The sequence below is a fragment of the Pyrococcus sp. ST04 genome (genome assembly GCF_000263735.1).
GTDB lineage: Archaea > Methanobacteriota_B > Thermococci > Thermococcales > Thermococcaceae > Pyrococcus.
The window spans coordinates 802,148-825,156 of the sequence record NC_017946.1 but is presented as its reverse complement, the minus strand read 5'-3'; the positions used below and the strand labels follow the sequence as shown (position 1 = coordinate 825,156).

Annotated in this window: 21 protein-coding genes and 3 pseudogenes; 19 read left to right on the top strand and 5 right to left on the bottom strand. The window is 43.1% G+C overall.

Going from position 1 to position 23,009, the window contains the following annotated elements; genetic code table 11:
- Nucleotides 1-62 precede the first annotated feature (62 nt).
- A complete protein-coding gene (gene infB / locus PY04_RS09505) occupies nucleotides 63-3,092 on the top strand; it encodes an intein-containing translation initiation factor aIF-2 (RefSeq protein WP_014733933.1) in 3,030 nt (1,009 codons plus the stop codon).
- Nucleotides 3,093-3,123: 31 nt separating this feature from the next.
- On the opposite strand, the gene htpX is transcribed toward infB, so the two are convergent.
- Entirely contained in the window at nucleotides 3,124-3,993 is an 870-nt protein-coding gene (gene htpX / locus PY04_RS04255) for a zinc metalloprotease HtpX (protein ID WP_014733932.1), read from the bottom strand.
- Nucleotides 3,983-4,537 (bottom strand): adenylate kinase family protein, encoded by a 555-nt coding sequence (locus PY04_RS04250; protein WP_048055981.1) that lies wholly within the window; start codon nucleotides 4,535-4,537, stop codon nucleotides 3,983-3,985. Before PY04_RS04250 ends, htpX begins: the two co-directional genes overlap by 11 nt.
- Before the next feature lie 137 nt (nucleotides 4,538-4,674).
- Between PY04_RS04250 and PY04_RS04245 the strand changes: the two genes are divergently transcribed.
- The 15 genes and pseudogenes from PY04_RS04245 to PY04_RS04185 all read left to right on the top strand — a co-directional run bounded on the left by PY04_RS04245 (nucleotide 4,675) and on the right by PY04_RS04185 (nucleotide 16,731).
- Nucleotides 4,675-4,881 carry a hypothetical protein gene (locus tag PY04_RS04245; protein ID WP_014733930.1) on the top strand — a complete coding sequence of 69 codons (207 nt, stop codon included), beginning with the start codon at nucleotides 4,675-4,677 and terminating at the stop codon, nucleotides 4,879-4,881.
- Between the two features lie 46 nt (nucleotides 4,882-4,927).
- Entirely contained in the window at nucleotides 4,928-6,538 is a 1,611-nt protein-coding gene (locus PY04_RS04240; RefSeq protein WP_014733929.1) for a carbamoyltransferase, read from the top strand.
- Between the two features lie 150 nt (nucleotides 6,539-6,688).
- Nucleotides 6,689-8,089, top strand: a complete 1,401-nt coding sequence (gene cas3, locus PY04_RS04235) for a CRISPR-associated helicase Cas3' (RefSeq protein ID WP_052306418.1) — start codon at nucleotides 6,689-6,691, stop codon at nucleotides 8,087-8,089.
- Nucleotides 8,025-8,540, top strand: coding sequence for a hypothetical protein (locus PY04_RS09780; RefSeq protein WP_371136990.1), 516 nt, complete (start codon nucleotides 8,025-8,027; stop codon nucleotides 8,538-8,540). The genes cas3 (PY04_RS04235) and PY04_RS09780 overlap by 65 nt, the downstream gene beginning before the upstream one ends.
- Nucleotides 8,537-9,088, top strand: coding sequence for an ATP-binding protein (locus PY04_RS04230; protein ID WP_052306416.1), 552 nt, complete (start codon nucleotides 8,537-8,539; stop codon nucleotides 9,086-9,088). The genes PY04_RS09780 and PY04_RS04230 overlap by 4 nt, the downstream gene beginning before the upstream one ends.
- A gap of 12 nt (nucleotides 9,089-9,100) precedes the next feature.
- A complete protein-coding gene (locus PY04_RS09375; RefSeq protein WP_052306415.1) occupies nucleotides 9,101-9,319 on the top strand; it encodes a hypothetical protein in 219 nt (72 codons plus the stop codon).
- 119 nt (nucleotides 9,320-9,438) lie between these two features.
- Nucleotides 9,439-9,723, top strand: a pseudogene (locus tag PY04_RS09775) (CRISPR-associated endonuclease Cas1); the annotation flags it as partial.
- Between the two features lie 179 nt (nucleotides 9,724-9,902).
- A complete protein-coding gene (gene csa5 / locus PY04_RS04225) occupies nucleotides 9,903-10,250 on the top strand; it encodes a type I-A CRISPR-associated protein Csa5 (protein ID WP_014733928.1) in 348 nt (115 codons plus the stop codon).
- Complete coding sequence (gene cas7a / locus PY04_RS04220; RefSeq protein ID WP_014733927.1) at nucleotides 10,250-11,197, top strand: type I-A CRISPR-associated protein Cas7/Csa2; 948 nt, start codon at nucleotides 10,250-10,252, stop codon at nucleotides 11,195-11,197. The genes csa5 and cas7a overlap by 1 nt, the downstream gene beginning before the upstream one ends.
- Nucleotide 11,198: 1 nt before the next feature.
- Nucleotides 11,199-11,936 (top strand): type I-A CRISPR-associated protein Cas5a, encoded by a 738-nt coding sequence (cas5a, locus tag PY04_RS04215; protein ID WP_237710144.1) that lies wholly within the window; start codon nucleotides 11,199-11,201, stop codon nucleotides 11,934-11,936.
- Nucleotides 11,933-13,129 carry a type I-A CRISPR-associated protein Cas8a2/Csx9 gene (cas8a2, locus tag PY04_RS04210; protein ID WP_014733925.1) on the top strand — a complete coding sequence of 399 codons (1,197 nt, stop codon included), beginning with the start codon at nucleotides 11,933-11,935 and terminating at the stop codon, nucleotides 13,127-13,129. Before cas5a ends, cas8a2 begins: the two co-directional genes overlap by 4 nt.
- On the top strand, nucleotides 13,126-14,700 hold the full coding sequence (gene cas3, locus PY04_RS04205; protein WP_014733924.1) for a CRISPR-associated helicase Cas3': 1,575 nt from the start codon (nucleotides 13,126-13,128) through the stop codon (nucleotides 14,698-14,700). Before cas8a2 ends, cas3 (PY04_RS04205) begins: the two co-directional genes overlap by 4 nt.
- Before the next feature lie 41 nt (nucleotides 14,701-14,741).
- The gene (locus tag PY04_RS04200; protein ID WP_014733923.1) at nucleotides 14,742-15,356 is read left to right on the top strand and encodes a CRISPR-associated endonuclease Cas3''; all 615 of its coding nucleotides are present in this window, start codon (nucleotides 14,742-14,744) and stop codon (nucleotides 15,354-15,356) included.
- Nucleotides 15,335-16,000, top strand: coding sequence for a CRISPR-associated CARF protein Csa3 (gene csa3, locus PY04_RS04195; protein ID WP_014733922.1), 666 nt, complete (start codon nucleotides 15,335-15,337; stop codon nucleotides 15,998-16,000). Before PY04_RS04200 ends, csa3 begins: the two co-directional genes overlap by 22 nt.
- A 509-nt stretch (nucleotides 16,001-16,509) precedes the next feature.
- Entirely contained in the window at nucleotides 16,510-16,731 is a 222-nt protein-coding gene (locus tag PY04_RS04185) for an antitoxin VapB family protein (protein WP_048056209.1), read from the top strand.
- A gap of 28 nt (nucleotides 16,732-16,759) precedes the next feature.
- Here the strand turns inward: PY04_RS04185 and PY04_RS04180 are convergent, their stop codons facing one another.
- Both PY04_RS04180 and PY04_RS04175 read right to left on the bottom strand, forming a co-directional pair.
- Nucleotides 16,760-18,760 carry a DEAD/DEAH box helicase gene (locus PY04_RS04180; protein WP_014733921.1) on the bottom strand — a complete coding sequence of 667 codons (2,001 nt, stop codon included), beginning with the start codon at nucleotides 18,758-18,760 and terminating at the stop codon, nucleotides 16,760-16,762.
- 228 nt (nucleotides 18,761-18,988) lie between these two features.
- Nucleotides 18,989-19,288: pseudogene (locus tag PY04_RS04175) on the bottom strand (DUF5915 domain-containing protein); the annotation flags it as partial.
- 310 nt (nucleotides 19,289-19,598) lie between these two features.
- Here PY04_RS04175 and cas6 point away from each other — a divergent pair.
- Complete coding sequence (gene cas6, locus PY04_RS04170) at nucleotides 19,599-20,399, top strand: CRISPR-associated endoribonuclease Cas6 (protein WP_014733919.1); 801 nt, start codon at nucleotides 19,599-19,601, stop codon at nucleotides 20,397-20,399.
- A 44-nt stretch (nucleotides 20,400-20,443) separates the two neighbouring features.
- Here the strand turns inward: cas6 and PY04_RS04165 are convergent, their stop codons facing one another.
- Nucleotides 20,444-20,830 (bottom strand): DUF6054 family protein, encoded by a 387-nt coding sequence (locus tag PY04_RS04165; protein WP_014733918.1) that lies wholly within the window; start codon nucleotides 20,828-20,830, stop codon nucleotides 20,444-20,446.
- A gap of 530 nt (nucleotides 20,831-21,360) precedes the next feature.
- Here PY04_RS04165 and cas4 point away from each other — a divergent pair.
- Nucleotides 21,361-21,873: a CRISPR-associated protein Cas4 gene (cas4, locus tag PY04_RS04160; RefSeq protein ID WP_014733917.1), complete on the top strand. Its 513-nt coding sequence runs from the start codon at nucleotides 21,361-21,363 to the stop codon at nucleotides 21,871-21,873.
- A pseudogene (cas1b, locus tag PY04_RS04155) lies at nucleotides 21,870-22,845 on the top strand (type I-B CRISPR-associated endonuclease Cas1b). Before cas4 ends, cas1b begins: the two are co-directional and overlap by 4 nt.
- Nucleotides 22,846-23,009 lie beyond the last annotated feature (164 nt).

Sequence of the window (23,009 nt, the reverse complement as noted above, 5' to 3'; positions counted from 1 at the left end):
AAAGGTTTATATTCTCTTTCAAGCCGTGAAGTTTTGATCACGATAATCCTGGGGGGATCAGCATGAAAAGAATTAGACAACCAATAATTGCCGTTCTTGGTCACGTTGACCATGGGAAGTGTCTACTTCCCACAGAAAGCGTCATAGTTCCCACACTTGGTAGGATAACCCTCGAGAAGCTGTTTAACATGGGAGGGAAGATCGTCGAGCACAGGGAGGGTTTGGAGATAAGAGAGCTCTCACTCCCAATAACCTCCGCTGATGGAGAAGGCAGAATATCCGCAAGGAAGGGAATGTATATTTGGAGGATCAAACATAAGGGAGAGATAATTAGAGTTAAGCTAAAAGGATGGCATTCCGTAAGTGTCACACCAGAACACCCATTCCTCACACCCTTGGGATGGAAAAGGGCTGACAGCATAAAACCAGGAGATTATATCGCAGTTCCGAGGTACATACACGGTAATGAAAGTTGCGAGGTGTTCATGAAGTTCATTAAGGAAAAGGTAAGAGATCTGCCAAAAAATCTCGAAGAAGAGTTTTATCAGGCAGGGGTAAGGTTCGGTAAAGAACACTCCCCTATAATAGACAAAGAGTTAAACATTCTCTTTCTTGCGCCTAAAAAATACCTGATTGAATTCTTCAGAGGGCTATTTGATGAAAAAGCCGAAATAAATACAGAAGCTGGGGAGATATCCCTACAAGTTGATTCAGAAAAAACTCTTGAAGCTCTTTCTCTAGCCCTCCTAAGGTTCGGAATTGTTTCCCAGATAAAAGAGGGAAGAACGCTTATTATTAAGGGAAGAAGGAACATAACAGCATTTTCTATGCAGATAGGCTTTAAGAATTATGAAAAAGCTAAGCTATTAGAAAAAGCCAAAGAAGCAAGTAGAGAAAGCGAGGTCTATCCAATATTTGAAGAAATAAGAAGAATTGGGCTGCTTTTTGGGTTTACCGAAAATGAGCTGAAATCTCTAATTCCTGGATTTGGCAAGAATGCACCCACTTATGAAGCCCTCATGAGAGCCCTGGAGAGGATAGAAAGAGGATCTCCAACACTTGAAAGAAAACTAGCAATCTTAGAGGGGAAAGCCGAAGATAAAGAACTCCTAAAAGTCCTAGAAAAAGAAGGACTGATTGAAAACGGAAGGCTAACCAAGCTCGGAAGGGAATTGTTAGAAGTGTGGAGAAACAGAGAGTTTGACTCGAAAGATATATTATACCTTAGGAACATTCTGGATAATCTTGTATTCTTACCAGTAGAGAGGGTAGAGAAAGTAGAGTACGATGGATATGTTTATGACATAACAACCGAAACCCATAACTTCGTTGCTAACGGAATACTTGTTCACAACACCACCCTTCTCGATAGGATAAGAAAAACTAACGTTGCGGCAAAGGAAGCGGGAGGAATAACCCAACACATAGGAGCTACAGAGGTTCCAATAGACGTTGTCAAGAAGATAGCGGGTCCACTTATAAAGCTCTGGAAGGCCGAGATAAAGTTACCTGGGCTGTTGTTCATAGATACTCCAGGCCATGAAGCATTTACAAGTCTGAGGGCTAGAGGAGGAAGCCTGGCAGATCTTGCAGTTCTCGTGGTCGATGTTAATGAGGGCTTCCAGCCTCAGACAATAGAGAGCATCGAAATACTAAGGAGATACAAGACCCCCTTCATAGTCGCCGCAAACAAGATAGACAGAATAAAAGGATGGGTCATAAAAGAGGATGAGCCCTTCCTGATGAACATAAAGAGGCAGGATCAAAGGGCCGTCCAGGAGCTTGAAACAAAGATTTGGGAACTTATAGGAAAGTTCTATGAGATGGGCTTCCAAGCTAACAGATTTGATAGGGTTCAGAACTTCACAAGGGAGCTAGCCATAGTTCCGATTTCAGCAAAGTACGGAATTGGCATTGCAGAGCTCCTAGTTCTCATAGCCGGTCTGAGCCAGAAGTACCTTGAAGAGAGGCTAAAGATAGAGGTTGAAGGGCCTGCAAGGGGAACGATACTAGAAGTTAGAGAAGAACCCGGACTCGGACACACGATAGACGTTATAATATACGATGGAACATTGCATAAAGACGATACGATAGTCGTTGGAGGAAAGGATAAGGCGATAGTAACCAAGATAAGGGCCCTCCTAAAACCAAAACCCTTAGACGAAATTAGAGATCCAAGATTCAGGTTCGACTACGTTGAGGAAGTTACTGCAGCCGCTGGTGTCAAGATAGCCGCCCCAGGTCTCGAAGAAGCCCTAGCAGGCTCTCCAGTTATAGCAGCTCCAACCCCCGAGGATGTTGAAAGGGCTAAACAAGAAATTTTGAAACAAATTGAAAGTGTAGTTATAAGCACCGACAAGATGGGGGTCATAGTCAAAGCCGACACGCTGGGAAGCTTAGAAGCATTAAGCAAAGAGCTCCAGGAGAAGAAAATACCAATTAGAAAGGCCGATGTCGGCAACATAAGTAAAACAGACGTTATGGAGGCCCTAAGCGTAAGAGAAGAGAATCCAAAGTACGGCGTTGTTTTGGGATTCAATGTGAAAGTTAATGAAGACGCTGAGGAAGTTGCAAAGGCAAAGGGAGTTCCTATCTTTGTTGGAAATATAATCTATAAGCTCATAGAGGACTACGAAGCTTGGATTAAGCAAGAAGAAGAAAAGAGAAAGAGAGAACTGTTGGCAAAAGTAACGTTCCCTGGAGTAATAAGGCTGTATCCCGATGAAAGATACGTATTTAGGAGAAGCAATCCGGCAATAGTAGGGATTGAGGTCGTCGAGGGGAGAATAAAACCAGGAGTCACTTTGATTAAGCAGAACGGCCAAAAGGTCGGTACAATAAGGTCTATCAAGAGCAGGGATGAATTCCTCCAAGAGGCTAGAAAGGGACAGGCAGTTGCCATAGCAATAGAAGGGGCAATAGTTGGGAGACACATACATCCGGGAGAAATGCTTTACGTAGACATAAGTAGGGATGACGCAATAACCCTATTGAAGTACTTAAGAGACGAGCTCGAAGACACTGACATAAAGGCCCTTAAGATGATAGCACAAATAAAGGCAAAAGAAGACCCATTCTGGAGGGCGGTTTAACGACCCTCTTTAAAAGATATTTTGAGGAGGCTCAGAATATTATTCCCATCTCTAAGGCTATCTTCCTGAGCCTTTCTATTCTCTTTTCAGTAGGCGGGTGAGTTGAGAACAACTCCGCAAAGTCAACTCCCCTGAATGGGTTAACTATGAACATGTGAGCAGTGGCAGGATTCCCTTCACGCATTGGTCTGTACCGAATTGCCTGCTCTATCTTAAGAAGGGCACTCGCCAATGCGTGTGGCTTTCCACTAATCCTTGCCCCAGTTTCATCGGCAAGATACTCCCTCGACCTGCTTATGGCCAGCTGAATGAGCATGGCCGCTATTGGGGCGAGTATTATTGCGAGTATAAGCCCTATGATGTTCCCAGCGTCTCTGTCTTCATCATAAGCACCGAACCAAAGGGACCATCTTGCAAAATCAACAAGAACCATGATCGCACCAGCCATAACCGCTGCAAGGGTTTGAATCAGTGTGTCCCTATTCTTTATATGACTTATCTCATGAGCTATAACCCCCTCGAGCTCGTCCCTATTTAGAATCTGCAACAACCCTTCAGTAACAGCAACCACAGCATTCTTAGGGCTTCTCCCAGTTGCAAATGCATTTGGAGTCATCGTTGGAACTATGGCTACCCTAGGCTTTGGAATACCTGCCCTCCTGGCAAGATCCTCAACTATCCTGTGCAACTCTGGGGCCTCCTCCTCACTAACTATTCTTGCATTGTACCAACCAAGCACTATAGAGTCGCTGAACCAGTAACTTATCAGGTTCATGAAGAGCGCAAAGGTAAACGCTATTATCATCCCCGCCTCTCCGCCGATTAAGTAACCTATGCCCACAAACAGCGCCGTTAGGAAGGCCATTAAAACTCCAGTTCTTATCCACATATCAAGACCCATAACCCTCACCCCCCAATCTCAAGTAGGGGATTACCTCATCATAAACTTCGCTCCAGTCCACTATTCCAACCCTCTTCTTCACACCAGACTTCATTAGCTCAAGTATTTCATTAACAACCTCTTCCGGAGTCTTGTTAGTTGTGTCGATCTCAATGACGTTCTCGTTGTTGTCCAGTGCTTCAATCAGTATAACATCTACCAACTCGGCCTCAACGTTCTCACCAATTTTTTCCCTTGAGTACCCTCTCTCCTTCAGCCTCTCTCCTATAATCCTTGGATGAGCCCTCAACACTACAACAAGGTCGACAGGCATTAAATGGCTTAAGTGGCCATCAAGAACGACGTTTTTTCCTTTGAGTTTCTTTTCAACGAAGTATGCAAGCTCATCGACTTCAACTTCTAACTCATCCCCTTTAGCTTCTCCAATACCCAAACTCATTGCAAACTCCCTGAGGTTAACGTACTCATAACCAAGCCTTTCAGCCAACAACTTCGCTATAGTAGTCTTCCCCACGCCTGGAGTTCCAGTTATGGCAATTAACATGGCCTCACCATATAATAAAGCCTAATGCCAGCTTTTAAATATATGGTTTAATATCGACTATTGACGATATTAATTTCAGCGTTCAGCGAAATACTTTTATATTCTCAAATGATCTATACTAAATTAAGGTGAAGGACATGGAGATGCAACTCTTGATTAAGAGACTCAACGTCGTTAGAAGGAGGAAGGAGGCAATACTGTTGGAAGAAGCAAGGTTAGCTAGGATGATGAAGCAGAGAAAGCTCAAGAACACAAAGATAATCCAAATTGTAAAAAGGGAGAAGGAAATGATAATGAGGGAAGAGGCAAAGATAGTTAGATTCCTCAAGCAGTCTAGGGCATGAGACGCTAGACGCAATCCTTTTAACTTCCCACCTACTCTTTCTTCCGATGATAATAGTCGGCATCCACGATGGACACGACGCGGGAGCCGTTTTAATAAAGGACAATGAAATATTCGCCGTCAATGAGGAAAGGCTTAACAGAATAAAGAAATATAGAGGATTCCCCAAATTAAGCCTAGAAAAAGTTCTCGAAATGTCAAAAGTTTATCCCGAAGAGGTAGATGCAATAGCGGTTGCCGGCGTGTTTAGAAGGCAAAAAAGACTTCTCGAGCTTGAAGCTCATTTGAAGGCTGTTTTCGGCCCTGATTTCAAGCGGAAAGTTATCTTTGTTGAACACCACCTGGCCCATGCCGCTTCTGCATACTACACGTCTGGTTGGAGAAATGCAATTGTTTTAACAATAGACGCGGCCGGAGATGGCCTAAGTTCCACTATCAACATAGGAAGGGATGGTGAAATAATCAGAATTGCCCAGAGCACATATATAGACAGTCTGGGAGACTTCTATGCATCTATCACAGAGCTTCTCGGATTTAAGCCCATGAGACATGAGGGGAAAGTTATGAGCCTAGCAGCCTACGGGAGGCCAAGCTACGACTTGAGCAACATCATTGAACTGAATGGTCTTACATTTGAAAACCACCTAAAAGTTATAGGAGCTGAAGCGACAAAGAGATTAGCAGAGCTTTTCTCTTACCCACTCGAAAGGGCAAAGGAAATAGCGAAAGAAATGAAACGGGGGAAGTTGGATGGGGAGCTACAGAAAAAGGCAATAGAAATAGCCGCAAGTGCTCAAGCTCATCTTGAGAAGCTAGTGGAAGAAATTGGCCTTCAATTAAAAAAATATGCTCTTCCCCTGGCCTATGCTGGAGGAGTTGCCCAGAACGTAAAGGCCAACGCTATCCTGAGGAGAATCTTCCCAACCCTCTGGGTGTTCCCGGCTATGGACGATGCAGGCCTTGCATTTGGGGCGGCTACATTTGTAAAGGCCCAGTTTGAGAGACTTGACGGGAAATGGAAACCCTTCAAGTTAGAACACGTCTATTTAGGGCCTAGCTATCAAAAAGAACATGTAGAAAAGCTTCTTAAGGAGAAAAAAGTGGAATACGAAGAAATCACTGACGTTCCATCCTTCGTCGCAGATGCCCTTCTTGAGGGAAAACTTGTTGGCTTCTTCCAGGGAAGGATGGAATTTGGGCCAAGGGCCCTAGGAAATAGATCGATCTTAGCCGATCCCAGGGAAGATATCGTAAGGGAAAAGCTCAACGTTGCCTTAAAGAGGGATGTCTTTCAGCCTTTTGCCCCTTCCATTCTTGAGGAGAGAGCCGGAGAATATCTAGCAGATCTCAACGGACCACCAAACAGGTTTATGACTATGAGCTACATTGCAAGCGAAGAATTCAGGAAGCTTGCTCCAGCAGTTGTGCATGTAGATGGCACTACCAGACCCCAGAGCGTTGTGAAAGAAGTAAATCCTACTTATTATGATCTAATAAAGACCTTTGAGAGAAGGAGTGGGGTTGGAGCTATACTAAACACGAGCTTCAACATGCATGGCGAACCTATAGTCTGCTCTCCAACTGATGCCCTGAAAACCTTCAAGGAGGCTAATTTGGACATCCTCGTGATTGAAGGATTTGCGGTCTATGGAGAGTAAAAAGAATTACTCAGCCTCTATTTCAAGTTCTTCCCATAAACCTTAAAATTCAAATGCTCATAGTTATTCCATAGTGATTCCCTCGAGGACGCCCGGAACATCATTGCTGCCGTCCTCACCCATCACAAAACCCTTGATGAGCTTGATCAAATGATTCCGAGAAGGATTCGTGGAATACCACTTGAGTTCGAAGATAGAATCAAAGAGCTTCTGGAAAACGCTGAGTACATAGAGAAGTTCTTTATGCCCAAGGTTCTCCTATGGGAAAAGTACGTATTTGGAGAACCCCTGAACAGGTTCAAATTACCAGCAGATTGGACTAAACAAATTCCGTCTTTCGACTTTGAAGCCCTGCTAAAATGGTATGAGACTAACTTTAAGGACAACTGGAAAGAGCTTACATTCTTGAAGGGTCTTCTAAACGCTACTGATCATCTAGCATCAGCTGGAGAAGTAAAGATAAGGCTACTTCCCAGCATAGCAGATAGCATAGATGAGAAAATTCCAAGAGAGAAGTGGAGACCTCTCCAAAGGCAGGCCTACGAAACTTATGGCAACCTTCTTTTGAGAGCTCCCACGGGCTACGGAAAGACAGAGGCAGCCCTTCTGTGGGCAGATAGAAACGCACAACGGACAAAGAAGGGAATAACGAGTAGGATATTCTACATTCTTCCATACAAGGTCAGCATAAACGCGATGCACCAGCGATTACTCGATGTTTTCGGTGATCCCGCCCTTGTTGGCGTCCTTCACAGCTCTTCAACATTTTATCTTTACTCATCTCATCTTGAATACCAGCGCCTGTCGTCACTCTATCGCAAGATATACACACCCCTCAAAGTCACAACTCTATTCCAAATAATGAAAGCCTTTTTTGGGGTAGGATTCTTCGAGATGAGCCTAAGTGAGCTAACAAACTCCCTTCTGATATTTGATGAGATACATGCCTACGAGCCCAATATCTTGGGAATCATCCTTGCCATACTAAAGCTCCTAAAGGACTATATGGCAAAGACGCTAATCATGACGGCGACACTTCCAACCTTTATGGAGGAGCTAATAAAGAAGATTATCAACCCAAGAGAGCTTAAAGTGTCCGCAGATGAAGCGGACAAATTCACTAGGCATAGGGTGAACCTCATAAACGGTAGTATGGACAACATTGAGGGTCTGGTAGGAGAACTTCCTAAACCATCTCTCGTGGCCTGCAATACTGTAGACAGAGCCATCGAGGTTTATTCCAAGCTTAAAGACATGGGCTATAAGGTCGTGCTTCTTCACAGCCGCTTCCCATACGGGGACAGGGAAGAAAAGGAAAGGAAACTCCTCCAAAACCTTAGGAAATATGACTTCGTGGTTGCAACTCAGGTTGTTGAGGTTTCGCTTGATTTGAATTTCGAGTCAATATTAACGGAGCCAGCTCCTCTTGACGCATTAATTCAGAGATTTGGCAGAGTTAACAGGCGGGGCTTTGGAAGGCTGAAGGATGTCTACGTACTTACAGAAGGCTCCAAGGGCGATGAGAGGGTATACCCCCCCGAAAATTGTTAAGAAGAGCTTGAGAATCCTAAAGGAACTTGATGGAAAACCCCTAAGAGAGTCCATAGTCCCAGATCTCGTGAACGAGGCCTATGAGCCAGTTGCCAACGAGCTAAGAGAGAAAGCTATTGAGTACATGGAAACAGCCCTCAAAATCTTCAACAATCTCAAGCCTCTGAAAAAGGGAGAGGATGAAAGAAAGTTCTACGAAATGTTTCAGGGACTTGAAGCCGTTCCGGCAAAGTATGCTGGAAAGGTCAGCAAGCTACTCGATGCCGGTAAATCGATTGAAGTCTACCGCTACCTCGTACCGGTACCTTACTGGCTCTTCTTCGCCGAGCAGGATTCCTTTCACAGGCTCTCTGACAAGGGATTAGGCAGGCGACTGCTAGTTGCCGAACTTAAATACAGCGAGGAATTCGGCCTATTAAGGGAGCCACTAAACGAAGGAGAGGTGCTGTGATTATACTTGTTGATATAACAAAAATTACAGTTAGAGCTAACTTACAAAAAGAGGAGTCCCTCAAGTTGCCAGAAAGAATCGGAGGTGAAAGAAATAAAAGGGTTGTTGTCGTATTCGACGAGTTTCAAGAGGTTGCAAATCTTGGACAGGCAGTTCTGGCGAAGATGCGCTCAGAATTTCAAAACCACAGAAACGCAATTTATGTTTTTATAGGGAGCAAGACCGGCATGATGAGGGATATTTTTCAGTCCATTGAGAGTCCGTTTTACAACTTCGGCATGCACATGGTTCTCAAAAGGATCCCTCCCGAGAAGTTCAAGCCCTTTATTCTCAGAAAGTTCGAGGAAAGTGGAATTAAAGTGCCCGAAGATTTAGTCGATGAGATACTCGGAATAACCAAGGGGCATCCTCACTACACCCAAATGCTATGCTATCGCCTCTGGCTGAACGCAAAACTTGCAGGAAAAGTAGAACTCGATAGCGATGACCTAAAAATGGCCGTTGAGGAAGTGCTCTCGGAAACCTCAGAGTTCTTTGAGGAGATATAGGGGTCGCTAACAGTGAATCAGAGACGTTTTATCAAGGCGGTGGCTGAGGGGAAGTCTGAATTCTACTCAAGGGACTTTCTCATGAGATATGGCTTTGAAAAGCCATCAACAGTTCAGGCTGCACTGAAGGCGCTACTGGAGAAGGAGTTGCTTATCCGCGAAAACGGGCGTTATATAATCGAGAATCCACTCTTTGAGCCGTGGATAAGGAGGGTGACCAGCGGTAAATGAATACATCGAGAATGAACTCCTAATCTGCGGCATCAAAATTGACTGCCTCCTTGTCTGTCCCACAAAGCCCTGATACTTTGTTAATGGTACCACCATGAAGCAAGAAAGCGAGTGAGTTGATAGGCGAGATCTTTAAGCCGATAATCGCGGATAGAATAACAAATCGCTTGTGGTTAAGCAGGGCATAATAAAGAGGAAGCACTTTAAGGAGGAACTTAATGGCGTTCTTCTAAGCGACGAGGGCAAGGAGACAGTTATACAAGGAATGCAATAGGGAATAGCCAAGAGCATGAGATATTCAAAGCTGAAGAAGAACGGGGATGAAGCAAAGACTCGAGGCTTACAAGCTGATAAGGCACCCCGTTGGAGGCGAGGAGTATGAGTCGCTGGTGGCGTCGTTCTGAGGTGAACATTATGGGCAGGTGTTTTATTAAGCCTCCATGGTTTCTCAAAGAGCGGTGTTAGAAGTAGCTGCTTGGACTTCTGTTTCATTTATTTTAAACAAGTTGCTCTCCTATATTAAACATTGCAAAACACAAACTTTTTATAGCAGTTTTTATGTTACTATCATGAGGTGTCCAACATGGAGGAGTATTGGGGAATAGTAAATATGTTAAGGTTCTTCGTAAGAACAAGGAACTTCGGATATGTAGATCGGATTGGGAATGCCCTCACTCCAGAGCCGGTGGAGGTTGCCCTTCTTGAAGCCATGAGGGCATTCCGCTCCATATGGGAAGGTGCTAAAACCGACGAGAGAGGAAGATATATCGAGAAGGATGGGGAGAAAATTTACCTCCCAAGGATTCCCTCAGATGAGGAGGTTGAGAAATTTCTCAATGCAGTTAGAAAGGACGTTCGTGTAGCCAAGAGAATTGCAACAATATCTCTCGCGTATCCTTCAAAGAAAGAAAAGAGTGGAGGTGAGGAGTAATGTTTCTGAGTGTTGGCGTAAGGTTTGAAGCCAACGTTGAGGCTCTGAACATGGTGGAAACTGCCGGAAACTATAGCAAACACAGACGCGTTCCATATCTTGTCGAAGAAAATGGAAAGCTAAAGACGGTTTATGTCCCAGCGATTAGCGGAGAAAGTCTTGCCCATGCATACCAAGAGCATCTCGTCAGAGAGGCCCTTGGTATGGGACTTCCAGTTTGTGACGATTGTCAGCGCGGTGAGTTCTATAAATCGATGAACAAAGTACATCTTAAGAAGAAAATTGACCCGATTCCAAACGACCCTAAAAAAATTGAGGAAGGAATCTTAAAGTCATGCATTGTTGAAGACATTGGTGGCTTTCTCTATGCAGAAAAACCACCCGTTAGAAGAAGTTCCGTCTTCCAAGTTAGCTATGCGCTTCCTATAAAGTCAGTAGCTCTCTTTGCGACTTCTGAACCCCAACTCCATGCCAGACATGCTCAGATTGACTTATCAAGCAAGAAAGGCAATGCCCCTGAGCAGATGATATATTACGTAGAAACTGGTACTGCCATCTATGGTTTCACATTTAACCTCGACCTCGATGCAATAGGAGTAAGTGCAATAACATCAAAGCCAGTACTTGATGAGAACGAGATAAAGGAGAGACGCGAAGTTGCACTCAAAGCCCTTTTCAGAATGCTTTCATCGGCTCAGTTCGGCGCAAAGCTCTCAAGGTTCTTCCCTGTTGGGGGAATCACGGAACTCATTATCTCAATTACTGACCATCCCTTCGTAGTTACGTCACCAATATATGAAGGATATGCAGAAAAAACCGAGAACAGGTTAAAAGTTCTTGAATCCTTTGGCGAGAGTTATTTCTACGCGAAGAGTGATGAAGAGAAGCTCCCTGAGGAGGTGCTAAAGGAGGCCATCGATTACATCCGCGAGAAGGGCTATATCTGAGGTGATTCTCTTGATTTTCTTTTTAAAAGTTGAAGTAAAACCTGCAGGAGTCATCGCCCTCAGAGCTCTTCCTCAGAGCAAAATGCGCAATGCCCTTGATTATATTCCACCAAGCACCTTAATAGGGGCCATTGCATACCCCCTTTTCCACCTAATGGGTGAGCGTAGAGAGACCCTAATAGAAGGAAAGAATCAAAAAAGTGCTGCTGATAAGCTGAGAAACTTATTTCTTTGGGTCACAACGAAAATGACTGGGAAACCAAAAATATATGGTTCAATATTAAAGATAAACCGGCTTCACAGAGGTAACGTTGAGAGTGCAGTAACATCATTTCCCTTTGCAGTAATGTACGGGAACATAAACTATTCACTATCAATTGTTTATCTACTCAAAGAAGAGGCAATCTCAAACAGTCCCTACACTCTCAAGGACTTTAAAAGAGCTGCTTGGGGAATAAGTAGACTTGGCTCGCGAGAGTCCGTGGTTAGTGTTGAAAACGTTGAAAGTGGAAGGGCGGAGGTTCACGAAATGGAAGAAGCAAAAACATCCTATGCATTCCCCTTTAGCGGTAAGGAAGTCGAAGGTAAGGGAGCACTTCGGGCCGTTTTTGACTGGAGAAAAGGAATTGGAAGCTATTCAGATGTACCACTTATTGTTATGTTTTACCCGGAGGAGGAAGTTATTGTCAGGGGAAAGCTCAAAGTCGTTACCTTAGACGGCGAGGAGGTGGTACTATGATACTTGAGGCTATTGCCAAGTTACCCTTTGAAGGTCTCTCAAAAGAACTAATAACATTGGGATTTTCGTGGATTGTTATGGAGGCAGGACTTTCACCAAGTGCTGAAGATTTTGCGGATATCTTTGAAAACTCCATAGAAAACACGCTAAAAAAGCGAGCAAAGATGAACTCATCACGCATGGGTAGAAACGACAAAAACTCATATGATAAAGTCCTTTCGGCATGGTATGGCGTCAAGGCTCCAGACACATACATAGAACTTTTTGAGCTTGCGATAAAAGAAGCTGTCAAGCTTCTGCGCTCCAAAAAGATTGATCCGACCAAATCTTTAGGAACTATTAAGTGGGATAACAAGGGCACATACCTTGGTCAGCCCTATAATGGCCATTATGCTATAAGTCCAGCGGTTGTAAAGCAACCAGAGTACTACGAGTTTCAAAGCGACTTTCTAAAACCAACGGCTGGACAAAAGGCTCAAATATACCTCGACCCTCTTTGGCTTTCTCTGCTCTCTCTAGGTTTCCTTACAGCATTTGCAGGATTTATTGGCGGAAAGTACTATTTAATGACGAAGCCTAGCATTGAAGTCTACTTTCCAGATGTTGAAGAAATTCTAGATGGCATACTTGCCCTAACGGATGCAGGGATTGAGAGTAAAGCCAGACTTGATGCAGAAGAGTTGTATGAGCTTAAAATAGCCATGAAACTTGCTGAAGAAGGAAGAAACGTGCCAGAAAAAACTTATCCAGTAACACTACATCTAATTAGCCTTGAGGGCCAAGTCTATACGGAGTTGAAGACTCTTCAACTTGACATTGGGGAATTATCAAACTATCTCGCTACATACATCAAAAAAATTGAGAACTATATGACAATGGGAGTAGACCTAAAGGTCAAGCTCAAAGAGGATAATATCGAGGTAGAAAAGTACCCTCTTTGGGCCCTTGTAGATATAGCTGAAAAAGAGCTGAGAAGTGGTGTAAATGGGGATGGAGAGATGCTAGCCTACATCCTCGTTAAGGACATTTACCGAGCTGTGAATACTGGACGGAGGGAATTAATAGAAGACTCTATATTCAGACTGTTTAGACAAGGTAGAGGGTTACTTGAAGGGACAGGAAAAGCTAGTGGAGAGCTGAGAAAAGTACTCAGAGCTTTTATGCAGGAAGGACATCTGGAGGTGCTTATGTGAATCCCTACGAGCAGGTTGCACAAAGACTTTCACAAATTAAAGGATTTAAGCCAGAAAAACGACCTCTAATAGAGGAAGCACTAGATAGAATACTCTCCTCGGATACTCCCTTTTTGGTTGTTCAAGCGCCAACAGGCTATGGCAAGACTTCCATAAGTTTTTCCCTTGCTCTTTACTCACTACAAGATGCTTCACTCTTTGACAGAGTCATTCACGTTCTTCCAATGCGGTCAATTATAGAGGACATAGACCGAACTGCCAAGGAAGCGTTTGGTTTTTCAAGGACAAAGATGATGAGCTCAAATGAGGAATTTCTACACCTTTTTCCCCTTAACATTACCACCGTGGATACGTTCACGTGGGATGTGCTCAAGCTCAATACAAAGAAAATACCTCAGATAGACAGGGGACGAGAATTTGGCTATGACTACCTCACACAGGCATCAATTCTCACATCACTCATAATCTTTGATGAAGCCCACTTCATACTTGAGGATCCGAGAATGAAAACTGTCTTCTTCTCGGTTCTTAAGTTCCTAGCTGAGAATAATGTGCCGATAGTAATCATGACAGCAACACTATCGAGAGGTTATATAAAACTTTTTGAAGAGTGCACAAAGAAAAACAACCTTGAAATTTTGTCCCCTAATGAAGAGGATCCCTTTATCCGACGTGAGTTAAGGAAGGAATTTGAAATAAAATTCCAAACTGGGAATCCGTTAGATTTCGTTGATAATACTAAGAGGGTCGCAATAGTAGCTAACTCCGTATCGAGAGCTGTAGAGATTTTTGACCAAGCAAAAGAAAATGCTCCAGAACTTGGCTTCGAGGAAGACAAAATAATCCTGATTCATGGAAGAATGAAGCCAAGCCACAAGGCAGAGCTAATAGAAAGGCTGAGAAAATTAAATAATGAAAAGAGCTTTTTATTAATCGGCACACAGGCCATAGAAGCCGGCGTTGATTTCTCAGTTGATATCATGATTACTGATGCGGCCCCAATAAACTCCCTGCTCCAACGCTTCGGCAGGGTAGCTCGGTACAGGGAGAGAAAAGGCGAGATAATAATCTTGGAAGATGCTCCCACCGGTCCTTATAGCAAAGAGAAAATTGAAAAGACAGTCACCCTTATAAAAGAAGCCCCCGGATTCAATCCCCGAGTTCCGTGGACATATCAAAAGATCGTAAATGAGGTACATGGAGAAAGAAAGCCTGAAGTTATGCGAGGTGTGAATAGGAGTCTAATGAGAAAACTCCATACCCTTCTCAAAAATCCAACAAAACGCTCAAAAGATGTTCTCAACGAAATAAAGCTTATAACAAAAGATGAGGGTCCTTTACTTAGGGGCTTTTTGATTCCTCTTGAAGTCGAAGGGGAGATTGTATTGATTTCACCGAAAAAGCTGTTAGAACTATCCAAGAAAGGACTTGTCAAAGTCGTTGCAAGGGAAAGAGAAGTCTCTCTATGCTCCTTTAAAGATGCATATGACGTTGCTAAGATGATAGCTCTTGGAAACCCTATAACAATTAAGTTTACAGGAGAGTACGATAAGGAGCGTGGAATAGTATGATATGTTGCGCATATTTTAAAAATGGGAGATGCATTGAAAGCATGGAAGCGCATATAAAAGAAGGGCTCAAATTTATAGAAAAAATATATATCAAAAGGAATTATGGAAAGTTCCTTTCACAAGTTCTCGGATTGAAAAAGGAGAATGCAGAAGACCTTCTTCGCAAGGCTTATGCAATTCATGATGTTGGAAAGTGTCTTGAAGAATTTCAGAAAACAAAAAAGGGCTTTCAGTTCCACGAATTTTATTCAGCACTTATTGCAAAGGAAGTACTAAGGCAATTTGGAAAAGCTGGAAGTATAGCTACAGTTGCCATCTTCCTTCACCATCATGATTGGATTAGGGAAAAGCCCCCAAGAAAGCCTGAAAACTTAAAAATACATCCAGACTGCGCAGAAATAATTAAAGAACTTGCCGAGATACAAGTGCCAATGAACGTACCTTGGATTGCCCCCAACGAGTTTAAAGACTGGATGGCAGACATTTTTGCCTCGAATATCCGCGCAGTTTATGCCCTTCTACTCCCAATCTCACTTGCCGATAACTACTCAGCAATAAGGAACAGAGAAGGAGAACCAACTATGTTAGGAAGAGAGATTATGGAAGTAATTTCTACCCATGAGGAGGTGAAAGCTTGCTTGCGATATTCCCAGTAGGATTTGATGAGAAATTCATAATCCGTGCTCTTATGAGAAATCAAACAAAAAAAGGAGATAAGTTACTTGCTGTTGTTCCAAAAGGTTATGAGAAAGAAGAAAAGGCGGTAAACGCACTTCGTGCGATTAGAGACATAACAGTCCCCATTGTTGGTGAAGAAAACTTTAAGGTAATTGAACTTCTAACAACAAATGGAGAAAACATGGTTCTTGAAATAAAAAATGCAATTGAAGATAACCTTACCGAGGATAAGAGAATAATTGCAATCCTTTCTGGCGGCATGAGACCATTAAACGTCGTGATTCTCCTTGCAACTATAACTGTGGACAACACAAGGGTAAAAGTAGAGAGTGATTTCGAAAACCTCTCTGGTTTCATCTCTCTCGAACTTGGTCCATTTCTTGCTCCAAGAAATATTAGATGGATCAATATCCTGTGTGGACTAAAAACAGGGAAGAGCGTAAGAAAAATAGCAGAGGACCTGGGAGTCTCACCTGCCACAATAAGCAGGGAGCTAAAGGATATCCAAAGATACTCGCTTGTAGAGGAAATCTCTGGTAAGAATAGACCACTAGGCTACACACTTACAAGGGCAGGAGTTCTTTACCTAAAACTCCATGGAGGCATCTGTCTTGAAGATTAAAACCCACGGGAGGCTCTACTTTCTGAAAGAGGTGTTCAATATCGTAAGTGACACCCTTGTCTTCTAGGGTATCTTTACGTGGGCCCTTCTGGCGACGGGAGACCCAATGCGGGACTTCTAAGCGGAGTTGCAATGTTTGCTGAAATCATTGCCTTCTTCGTTCTCTTGGTCTCAATTATCATCTGGGTTATTATCTTTCCCCATTCCCTCTACCGGCTCTTCATCGGGAGGGAACTGGACAGGGGCTTTTGATTGGGGTTCCCATAAAGCAGAACCTCCTCTGCACGGCAGTCCTCGTCGCGGTCAGGCTCATAGCGCTTCATTCAAACTATCCAGCGAGTGATGATTTTATTGAGAAGATGGTGGTATTTGGAAGGAACGCGGAGTTGGTGATTGCTCTCTTTGAGCTTTCGGGCCTAAACTTTCTGTTCGGCATCACCGGCCTCTACGGGCCGAGAAAGGCTGGAAAGCTGACAGCGCTGGCAGCATGCATTTATAGGTGGGGAACGTTGGGAAAAACGATAACCATAGCGGATGACGTTTACTACGAGCTGGTCAGGATGAAGGAGAACAAGAACTTCTCGGAGCTTTTGAGGGAGCTAATAGGCAAGAAAAAGAAGGGCAACCTCGACGTGCTCCTGATCGCCTTCGGGACGAGAACCCCTGAAGAACTTGAAGAGCTAAAGCTGGAGCTTGGGGAGGTTGAAAGAACAAGGGGAGTGGACTCCTGAAAGAGAGCTTAGAAAACGGGTTTAGCCTTTATCTCTCTACGTAGCGTTCGAGGTACTGTTCTATGGCCCTGTAGCAGATGTCCTTAACGTTGAGTCTAATTAGCTCAAGCTTCTTCTCCCTGAGTTCGCTTTCCCTGGTAAAGTTGTAGTAGTTAAACTGGGGTTCCAGCCTTAGATAAATTCCATTTTTGCCGGACACAGAAAAGTGAGCCTTGGCTATTATTGCCTTGCTGCTGGGATTGTAGCGGGATTCAATGTAAATACTGCCGGATACTCTCTCCTTCTCTTGGACACGTCTTTTCATTTCTTCAATTACGTCTTCGAGATTTTCTATTGGGAAGACGTTCATGAACAACCTCAAAAAGCCTTTTCTATCGAACCTGAAAAAGACATTTTCACAGAATGATTTATGATTCGCTATGCAGTACTTCCTGAGCCTCTCAAGCTCCATGAACACCATGTCTGAAAGTCTCTCCGGATCATAGAAGTAGAACAGTTTGTCTGCTCGTATTAGTTTGTCAAAGTCTTTGACTACCTTTCCTCTGTTTAACATTTTCTCGACGTCTTTTATGGCGTTCTTGAATTCGTCGCTCCACGCCCTTAGGAAAAACGTAGTGGAGATCATGAAAGCCCATTTTTCGAGTTCCTCTTCGGATAACTCACCGAGCCTTTCTTTTAGTACTTTTCTAAACTTCTCGCTAGACTTGAGGGCATTCAAATAGTATTCCACAGGGTCCTCCAGTTCGTCCCTCTGCGTTAGTAGCAGGTACGATGTCCATTTTGAGTTCAGCATGTCTATTGTTTCCCTGATGTAGTCAAGGAGCTTCTGGGTGGTTAGTTTCTCTTCAAGGTTGAGCAGGATGTAACTTACGTCAGCTCCTTCATAGTATAGGTTCAAGACTGCTTCTTCCAGATCACCATATTCCTCGGTTTTTGGAGTCATTGTAAGAATGAAGATTTTTGTCCTCATTGGACTTGAAATCCGGATTAGTCTTCCGAGTCGCTGATAAAACCTCAGTGGGCTCTTTGGAACGTCGGTCATTATCAGAACTCCCGCCTCCGGGATGTCCACGCCCTCTTCACCGACCAAGGTCGAAATTATTATGTGTACTTCTCCATTTTTGGCCCGTGATATTAGCTCTTTTCTCATCTCCTTTGAGAGGTCACTTGTTAGTACTTCAACTCTTTGGTGTGGGATGTTGAGCCTATTAATCACTGCATCTCTGAACTCGTACGCCGTTGCCTTCCTAGAAGTAAAAACTATTACTGGCCTCAACTTTGGGTTCTCTTTTACGTTGTACACCCTTAAAACGTCAAGCAACGTGCGAGCTTTGTGGGAATAATCAACGTTTCTGCAGAACTCTAAAACTTTGCTCGCTTGGGACGATTTTGGTATCCTTCCTTTTTCTAACGCCCTGTGAAAGCTCTCGCAGAACGCTTTTCTGCCGTATCTGGAAAGGGTTCTTTCAAGGAAGTGTATAGTCTTCGCATCTCCGGGGAAGGTTCCAAAGTACAGCATATCGTATATCGCAGTTTCACTCTCGTTGAGCTCTGAATCGAAGATATCGACAAAGGCCTTTGGCGGGCTAAATTCAGGGTCGATTCTGCTAAGGTCCAAAAAATCGTAGTGGAGCAACCTTAACTCGCCTACAACTTCTCCAATTTTACTAACACTCGCTTTGTACGCCTTCTTACTCGGCAGTAATGCAGTAAACCCGATAACGACCTTTGGCTTGAGTGCAGAAATCAGCTCATTGTAGTACTTTCCAGTGATTGCATGATGAACCTCGTCAATTATCACCGCGTCGAACGTATCCTTTAAGTTCGGAACGCACTTTAGGGCTGTCTGGGGTGTTGAGATAACAACTGAGTATTCCCTTAAAAAACTCAGACAGTTACCCTCGTATTCCTTACCTGTGGGCATTAGGCGTTTCCACTTCGGGTACATCTGGTCGCAGAGAAATCGTGTCGGCTCAAGGACGAGCACCCTGTGGTATCCCCGACTGAGTAGGTATTCTGCGGTTAGCATCTCAAGAATCGTTTTTCCCCTTCCAGTTGGCTTGAGGTGTTCTATCAGCTCTGTGGCGACGGCCTCTTGGTACCTGTGAAGGGTAAATCCAAATTCCCGTTTAATTTCCTGTTGAATTCGAGGATAATGTCAGTAGTTATCCCCTGTATATGAGTTATATTCAAAAATTCTTATACCTTCTGGTAAGAAAATTGCAAGTGGAAAAGAAGACAAGTGGAAGGAAAAACCTCACTCCACCTTCTCAATCCCTATCTTCGCCTGAACCTCAGGCCACTCAACGACGTAACCCCTGGCTTCCCCGAAGCGAACTTCCACAGCTCTGGTCTCCTTCTTCACGTAGTCGAGGTTCTCGCTGAGGAGCTCACGGTTCTCGTCGGTAGTCTCTATGGTAACCACTATCCTATCGTTTACGTCGAGGTCAAGCCTCTTGCGTATCTCCTGTATCCCCCTGACGAACTCCCTCGCGAGATCCTCAGCCAAAAGCTCCCTTGTGAGGGTTTTGTCCACGAAGACCCTTCCGCCTTCGAAGACCTAGAACCAGAAATCGCAAAATGGCTCTTTGAAACACCATTCGGAAAAGCAGTTAAGTTCGCTTTTGCTTTTGAATAAGGAATCATCTAGCTCTTAATCTATATAGATTTTAAACTCATTCTAAGTTTCAAACAAGTGGAGGTAATAAGGGGCGCTCTTATATTAGCCTATCTAATCACGATAGAACTAAAAAGGTGAAGGAATCATATAATTAAAATCGTTTAACCGGGTTATTATAATTAACTAAAATAAAACTTATAAGTTCTGACGCTAAATAGTAGTGGTAAGTTTCAATTGGGTGATAGAGATGAGGTTCTTAATAAAGTTAAGACCCGAAAATGAACCATTCAAAATTCCCTACAACCATCAGTATTATCTACAAGGTTTAATATATGGGAGGATAAAATTAGCGAACCCAAGGCTTAGTACATTTCTACACGAAACGAAGGGACCAAAGCTGTTCACATATTCCTTATTCATGAGCGAGAGAAGAAGCCATCCAAAAGACCTCCCATACTTCTTTGGATATAAGAGAGGTTTCTTCTACTTTTCAACGTGCATTCCAGACATAGCTGAAGCATTTATTTCTGGATTGTTTAAGGATCCTGAAATCGAGCTATGGGGGGAGAGGTTCTACATCGATGAAGTGAAGGCATTAAAAGAGCCAAAAAAATTCAACGGCTCAACTTTCATAACCCTCTCTCCAGTTGCAGTAACAACGAGGAAAGACGGCAAAGTCCATGATCTCTCCCCACTTGAGGAGGAGTTCTACACCTCAATAAAAGAGAACCTGAAAGATAAATACGTCATGATAAACGGAGAAAAACCTCCTGATGACTTTGAGATGGAAATACTGGTTGCAAAACCCAAAAGGTTTAGGATAAAGCCAGGGGTATATCAAATGGCTTGGCATTTAGTCTTTAAGGCTTATGGAGATGACGAGCTAATTCGAGTGGGCTACGTTGCAGGATTTGGCGAAAAGAATTCCCTAGGCTTCGGAATGGTCAAAGTTGAGAGCAACAAACGGATGCAGGGTGAGGCAAAAACTAAGGCCTACCACCAGGCCCTCTATGGAAGAAGCGAATCAGAAGAAAGCGAAGTCTCTTGAGCCTCAAGGTTTTGTTTCCTATATTCTCCCCAAATACAAAGAATCTATTCCTCCGGCAAGAATGCACTCTGCAACATGCTTATATTATAATTATCTATCTCCTTAATTATCTCAACGGCTAATTTTCTCTTAATCTGATCAATTATGTCCCGCGCATACGACTTGTTCGCGCCGTAGTCTATATTTAGCAAGCCTCTCCCACTACCGGTTGTGATTATCCTTATAATTACCTCCTTTCCAAGATCTTTAACTATCGTTATTGCTGAGGCCCACGAATTAGATCTAAAGAAGTATTTCTCACCTATAAACACGACAGCTCTTTCAAAGTATTCAGTATGAATCGACGATGCCTCCTCAATTTTCTTAATAACCTCAACAACCTCATCGAACTTTGCGTTTGTTTTAGCTACAATAACACATGACCTTGGCATCTCCACCACCATGAGAATTCTACAATATAATTCAATTCTTACTATCTTAACTTCCCTCTTACTTATTTTAGTATTCTCCTAAAGTCTCACCTGGGGATGAATTATGTTAAAGAATCTAACTCTCTTCAACTCCATCAAAGAGGGGCCAACTCATAATTATATTTTAAGCTCGCTATCACTATATTCCTGTCATAAGAAAATACTTCTCTAAGCTTATTTTTCAGTATAAACCTTCCAGTGAACCTCATTGAAACAATTTCTCTTTAGTATCTGCCTGTTCTCGTCAACCTCTCCAATAAGCTCGCGTCTTTAGAAAAATATATGAAAAATATATCATGAGATAAAATCAAACACCCAGTCTGATTTTACCCAAAACAAACCCCAAAGCGAGGAAAGCTTCTTTCCCTATTACTGACGGGAAATAGCCGAGATCAAGTGCACCAGTATATCCATCAAAAGTAAACATATACATATAAGTTAAACATAAGACTCTGAACAGTTGCTAGGAAACAACTGAGAGGGGATGAAAATTGGAAGAGGAATACCCCGCTGAGGAGTTGCTCATTAGGGGGATTGAGATAAACTACCTCTTTGTCTGCCCTACAAAGCTCTGGTACTTTACCAGAGGCATAACAATGGAACAAGAAAGTGAATGGGTCGATCTCGGGAGGTTTTTCCATGAGCAACGATATGGAAACGAAGAGAAGGAAGTAGGTATAGGGCCAATAAAGATAGACTTCATAAGGAAAGGAGATATATTGGAAGTTCATGAAGTTAAGCTCGGAAAAACTATGGAAAAAGCCCATGAGATGCAGGCTCTTTACTATCTATACTACCTTAAGAGATTTGGTATAAAAGCAAAGGCAATCCTCCACTATCCAAAGCTGAACGAGACCGTAGAGATAACCCTCGAAGGGAGAGAAAAAGATGTTGAGAATGCTATTGTTCAAGTTGAAGTTATCAAATCCTCTCCAAGGCCACCCAAACCAATTAGGAAGAGCATATGCTCAAAATGCGCATATAAGGAGCTGTGTTGGGGATGAGAAAGAAACCCTTAACAATACTCTCCGATGGGATCCTCCTCAGAAGAGAAAACACGCTGTACTTTGAGAACGAAAAGGGGAGAAAGCCACTGGCCATTGAGGGGATATATGACATCTACATATACGGGCATGTAACAATAACATCCCAGGCCCTTCACTATCTCGCTCAAAAAGGAATAGTTGTGCACTTCTTCAACCACTATGGCTTTTATGATGGAAGCTTTTATCCTAGAGAAACTCTTCTTTCCGGCGATTTAATAATAAGGCAGGCCGAACATTACTTGAAGAAAGAAAAGAGGCTGGCATTGGCAAAGAAGTTTGTGTGGGGCGGTGCAAAAAATATGATGCGGAACCTAAAGAGGTGGGGAGGAAAGGATTCGAAAGATATTTCAAACATTTTAGAGGAGCTCAGTGACGCTAGAAAGATAACAGACGTTATGAATGTTGAGGCAAGGATAAGACAGCTCTACTATGCCAAGTGGGATGAAACTCTACCCAATGAATTCAAAATAGAAAAAAAGAACAAGAAGACCTCCCCAAAACGAAATGAACGCTCTTATAAGCTTCTTGAACTCAAGATTGTATGCCACCATTATAAGCGAAATCTACAACACACAACTAGCCCCAACGATAAGCTACCTTCACGAACCCAGTGAGAGAAGATTTTCCCTGGCATTGGATCTAAGTGAGATCTTCAAACCAATCATAGCAGACAGGATCGCCAACAGGATTGTTAAACAGGGAATTATCAAGAAGAGCGACTTTAGAGAAGACTTGAACGGAGTGCTCTTGACTGAAGACAGCATGAAAAAGGTTATCAAAGAATACAATAGGGAGATCTCCTCTTCCGTAAAGCATCCAAGGCTTAAAACTAATGTAACAAAGCAGAGGCTGATAAGGCTTGAGTGCTACAAACTTATAAAGCATCTTGTGGGAGTAGAAGAATATAAACCACTTGTCGCATGGTTTTAAACGCATCTAACATACATAACTTCTTTTTATTTCAAGAAAAGCGAGAACATTCTTCTCACAGCTTCCGAAAATAATTAGGTAGGCCTAATATACAGAAAACTTTATAAGCACTTAGTATCTTGTAGATTTCGAGTATGTTATAATAAGTGACAAAGTTATAATCA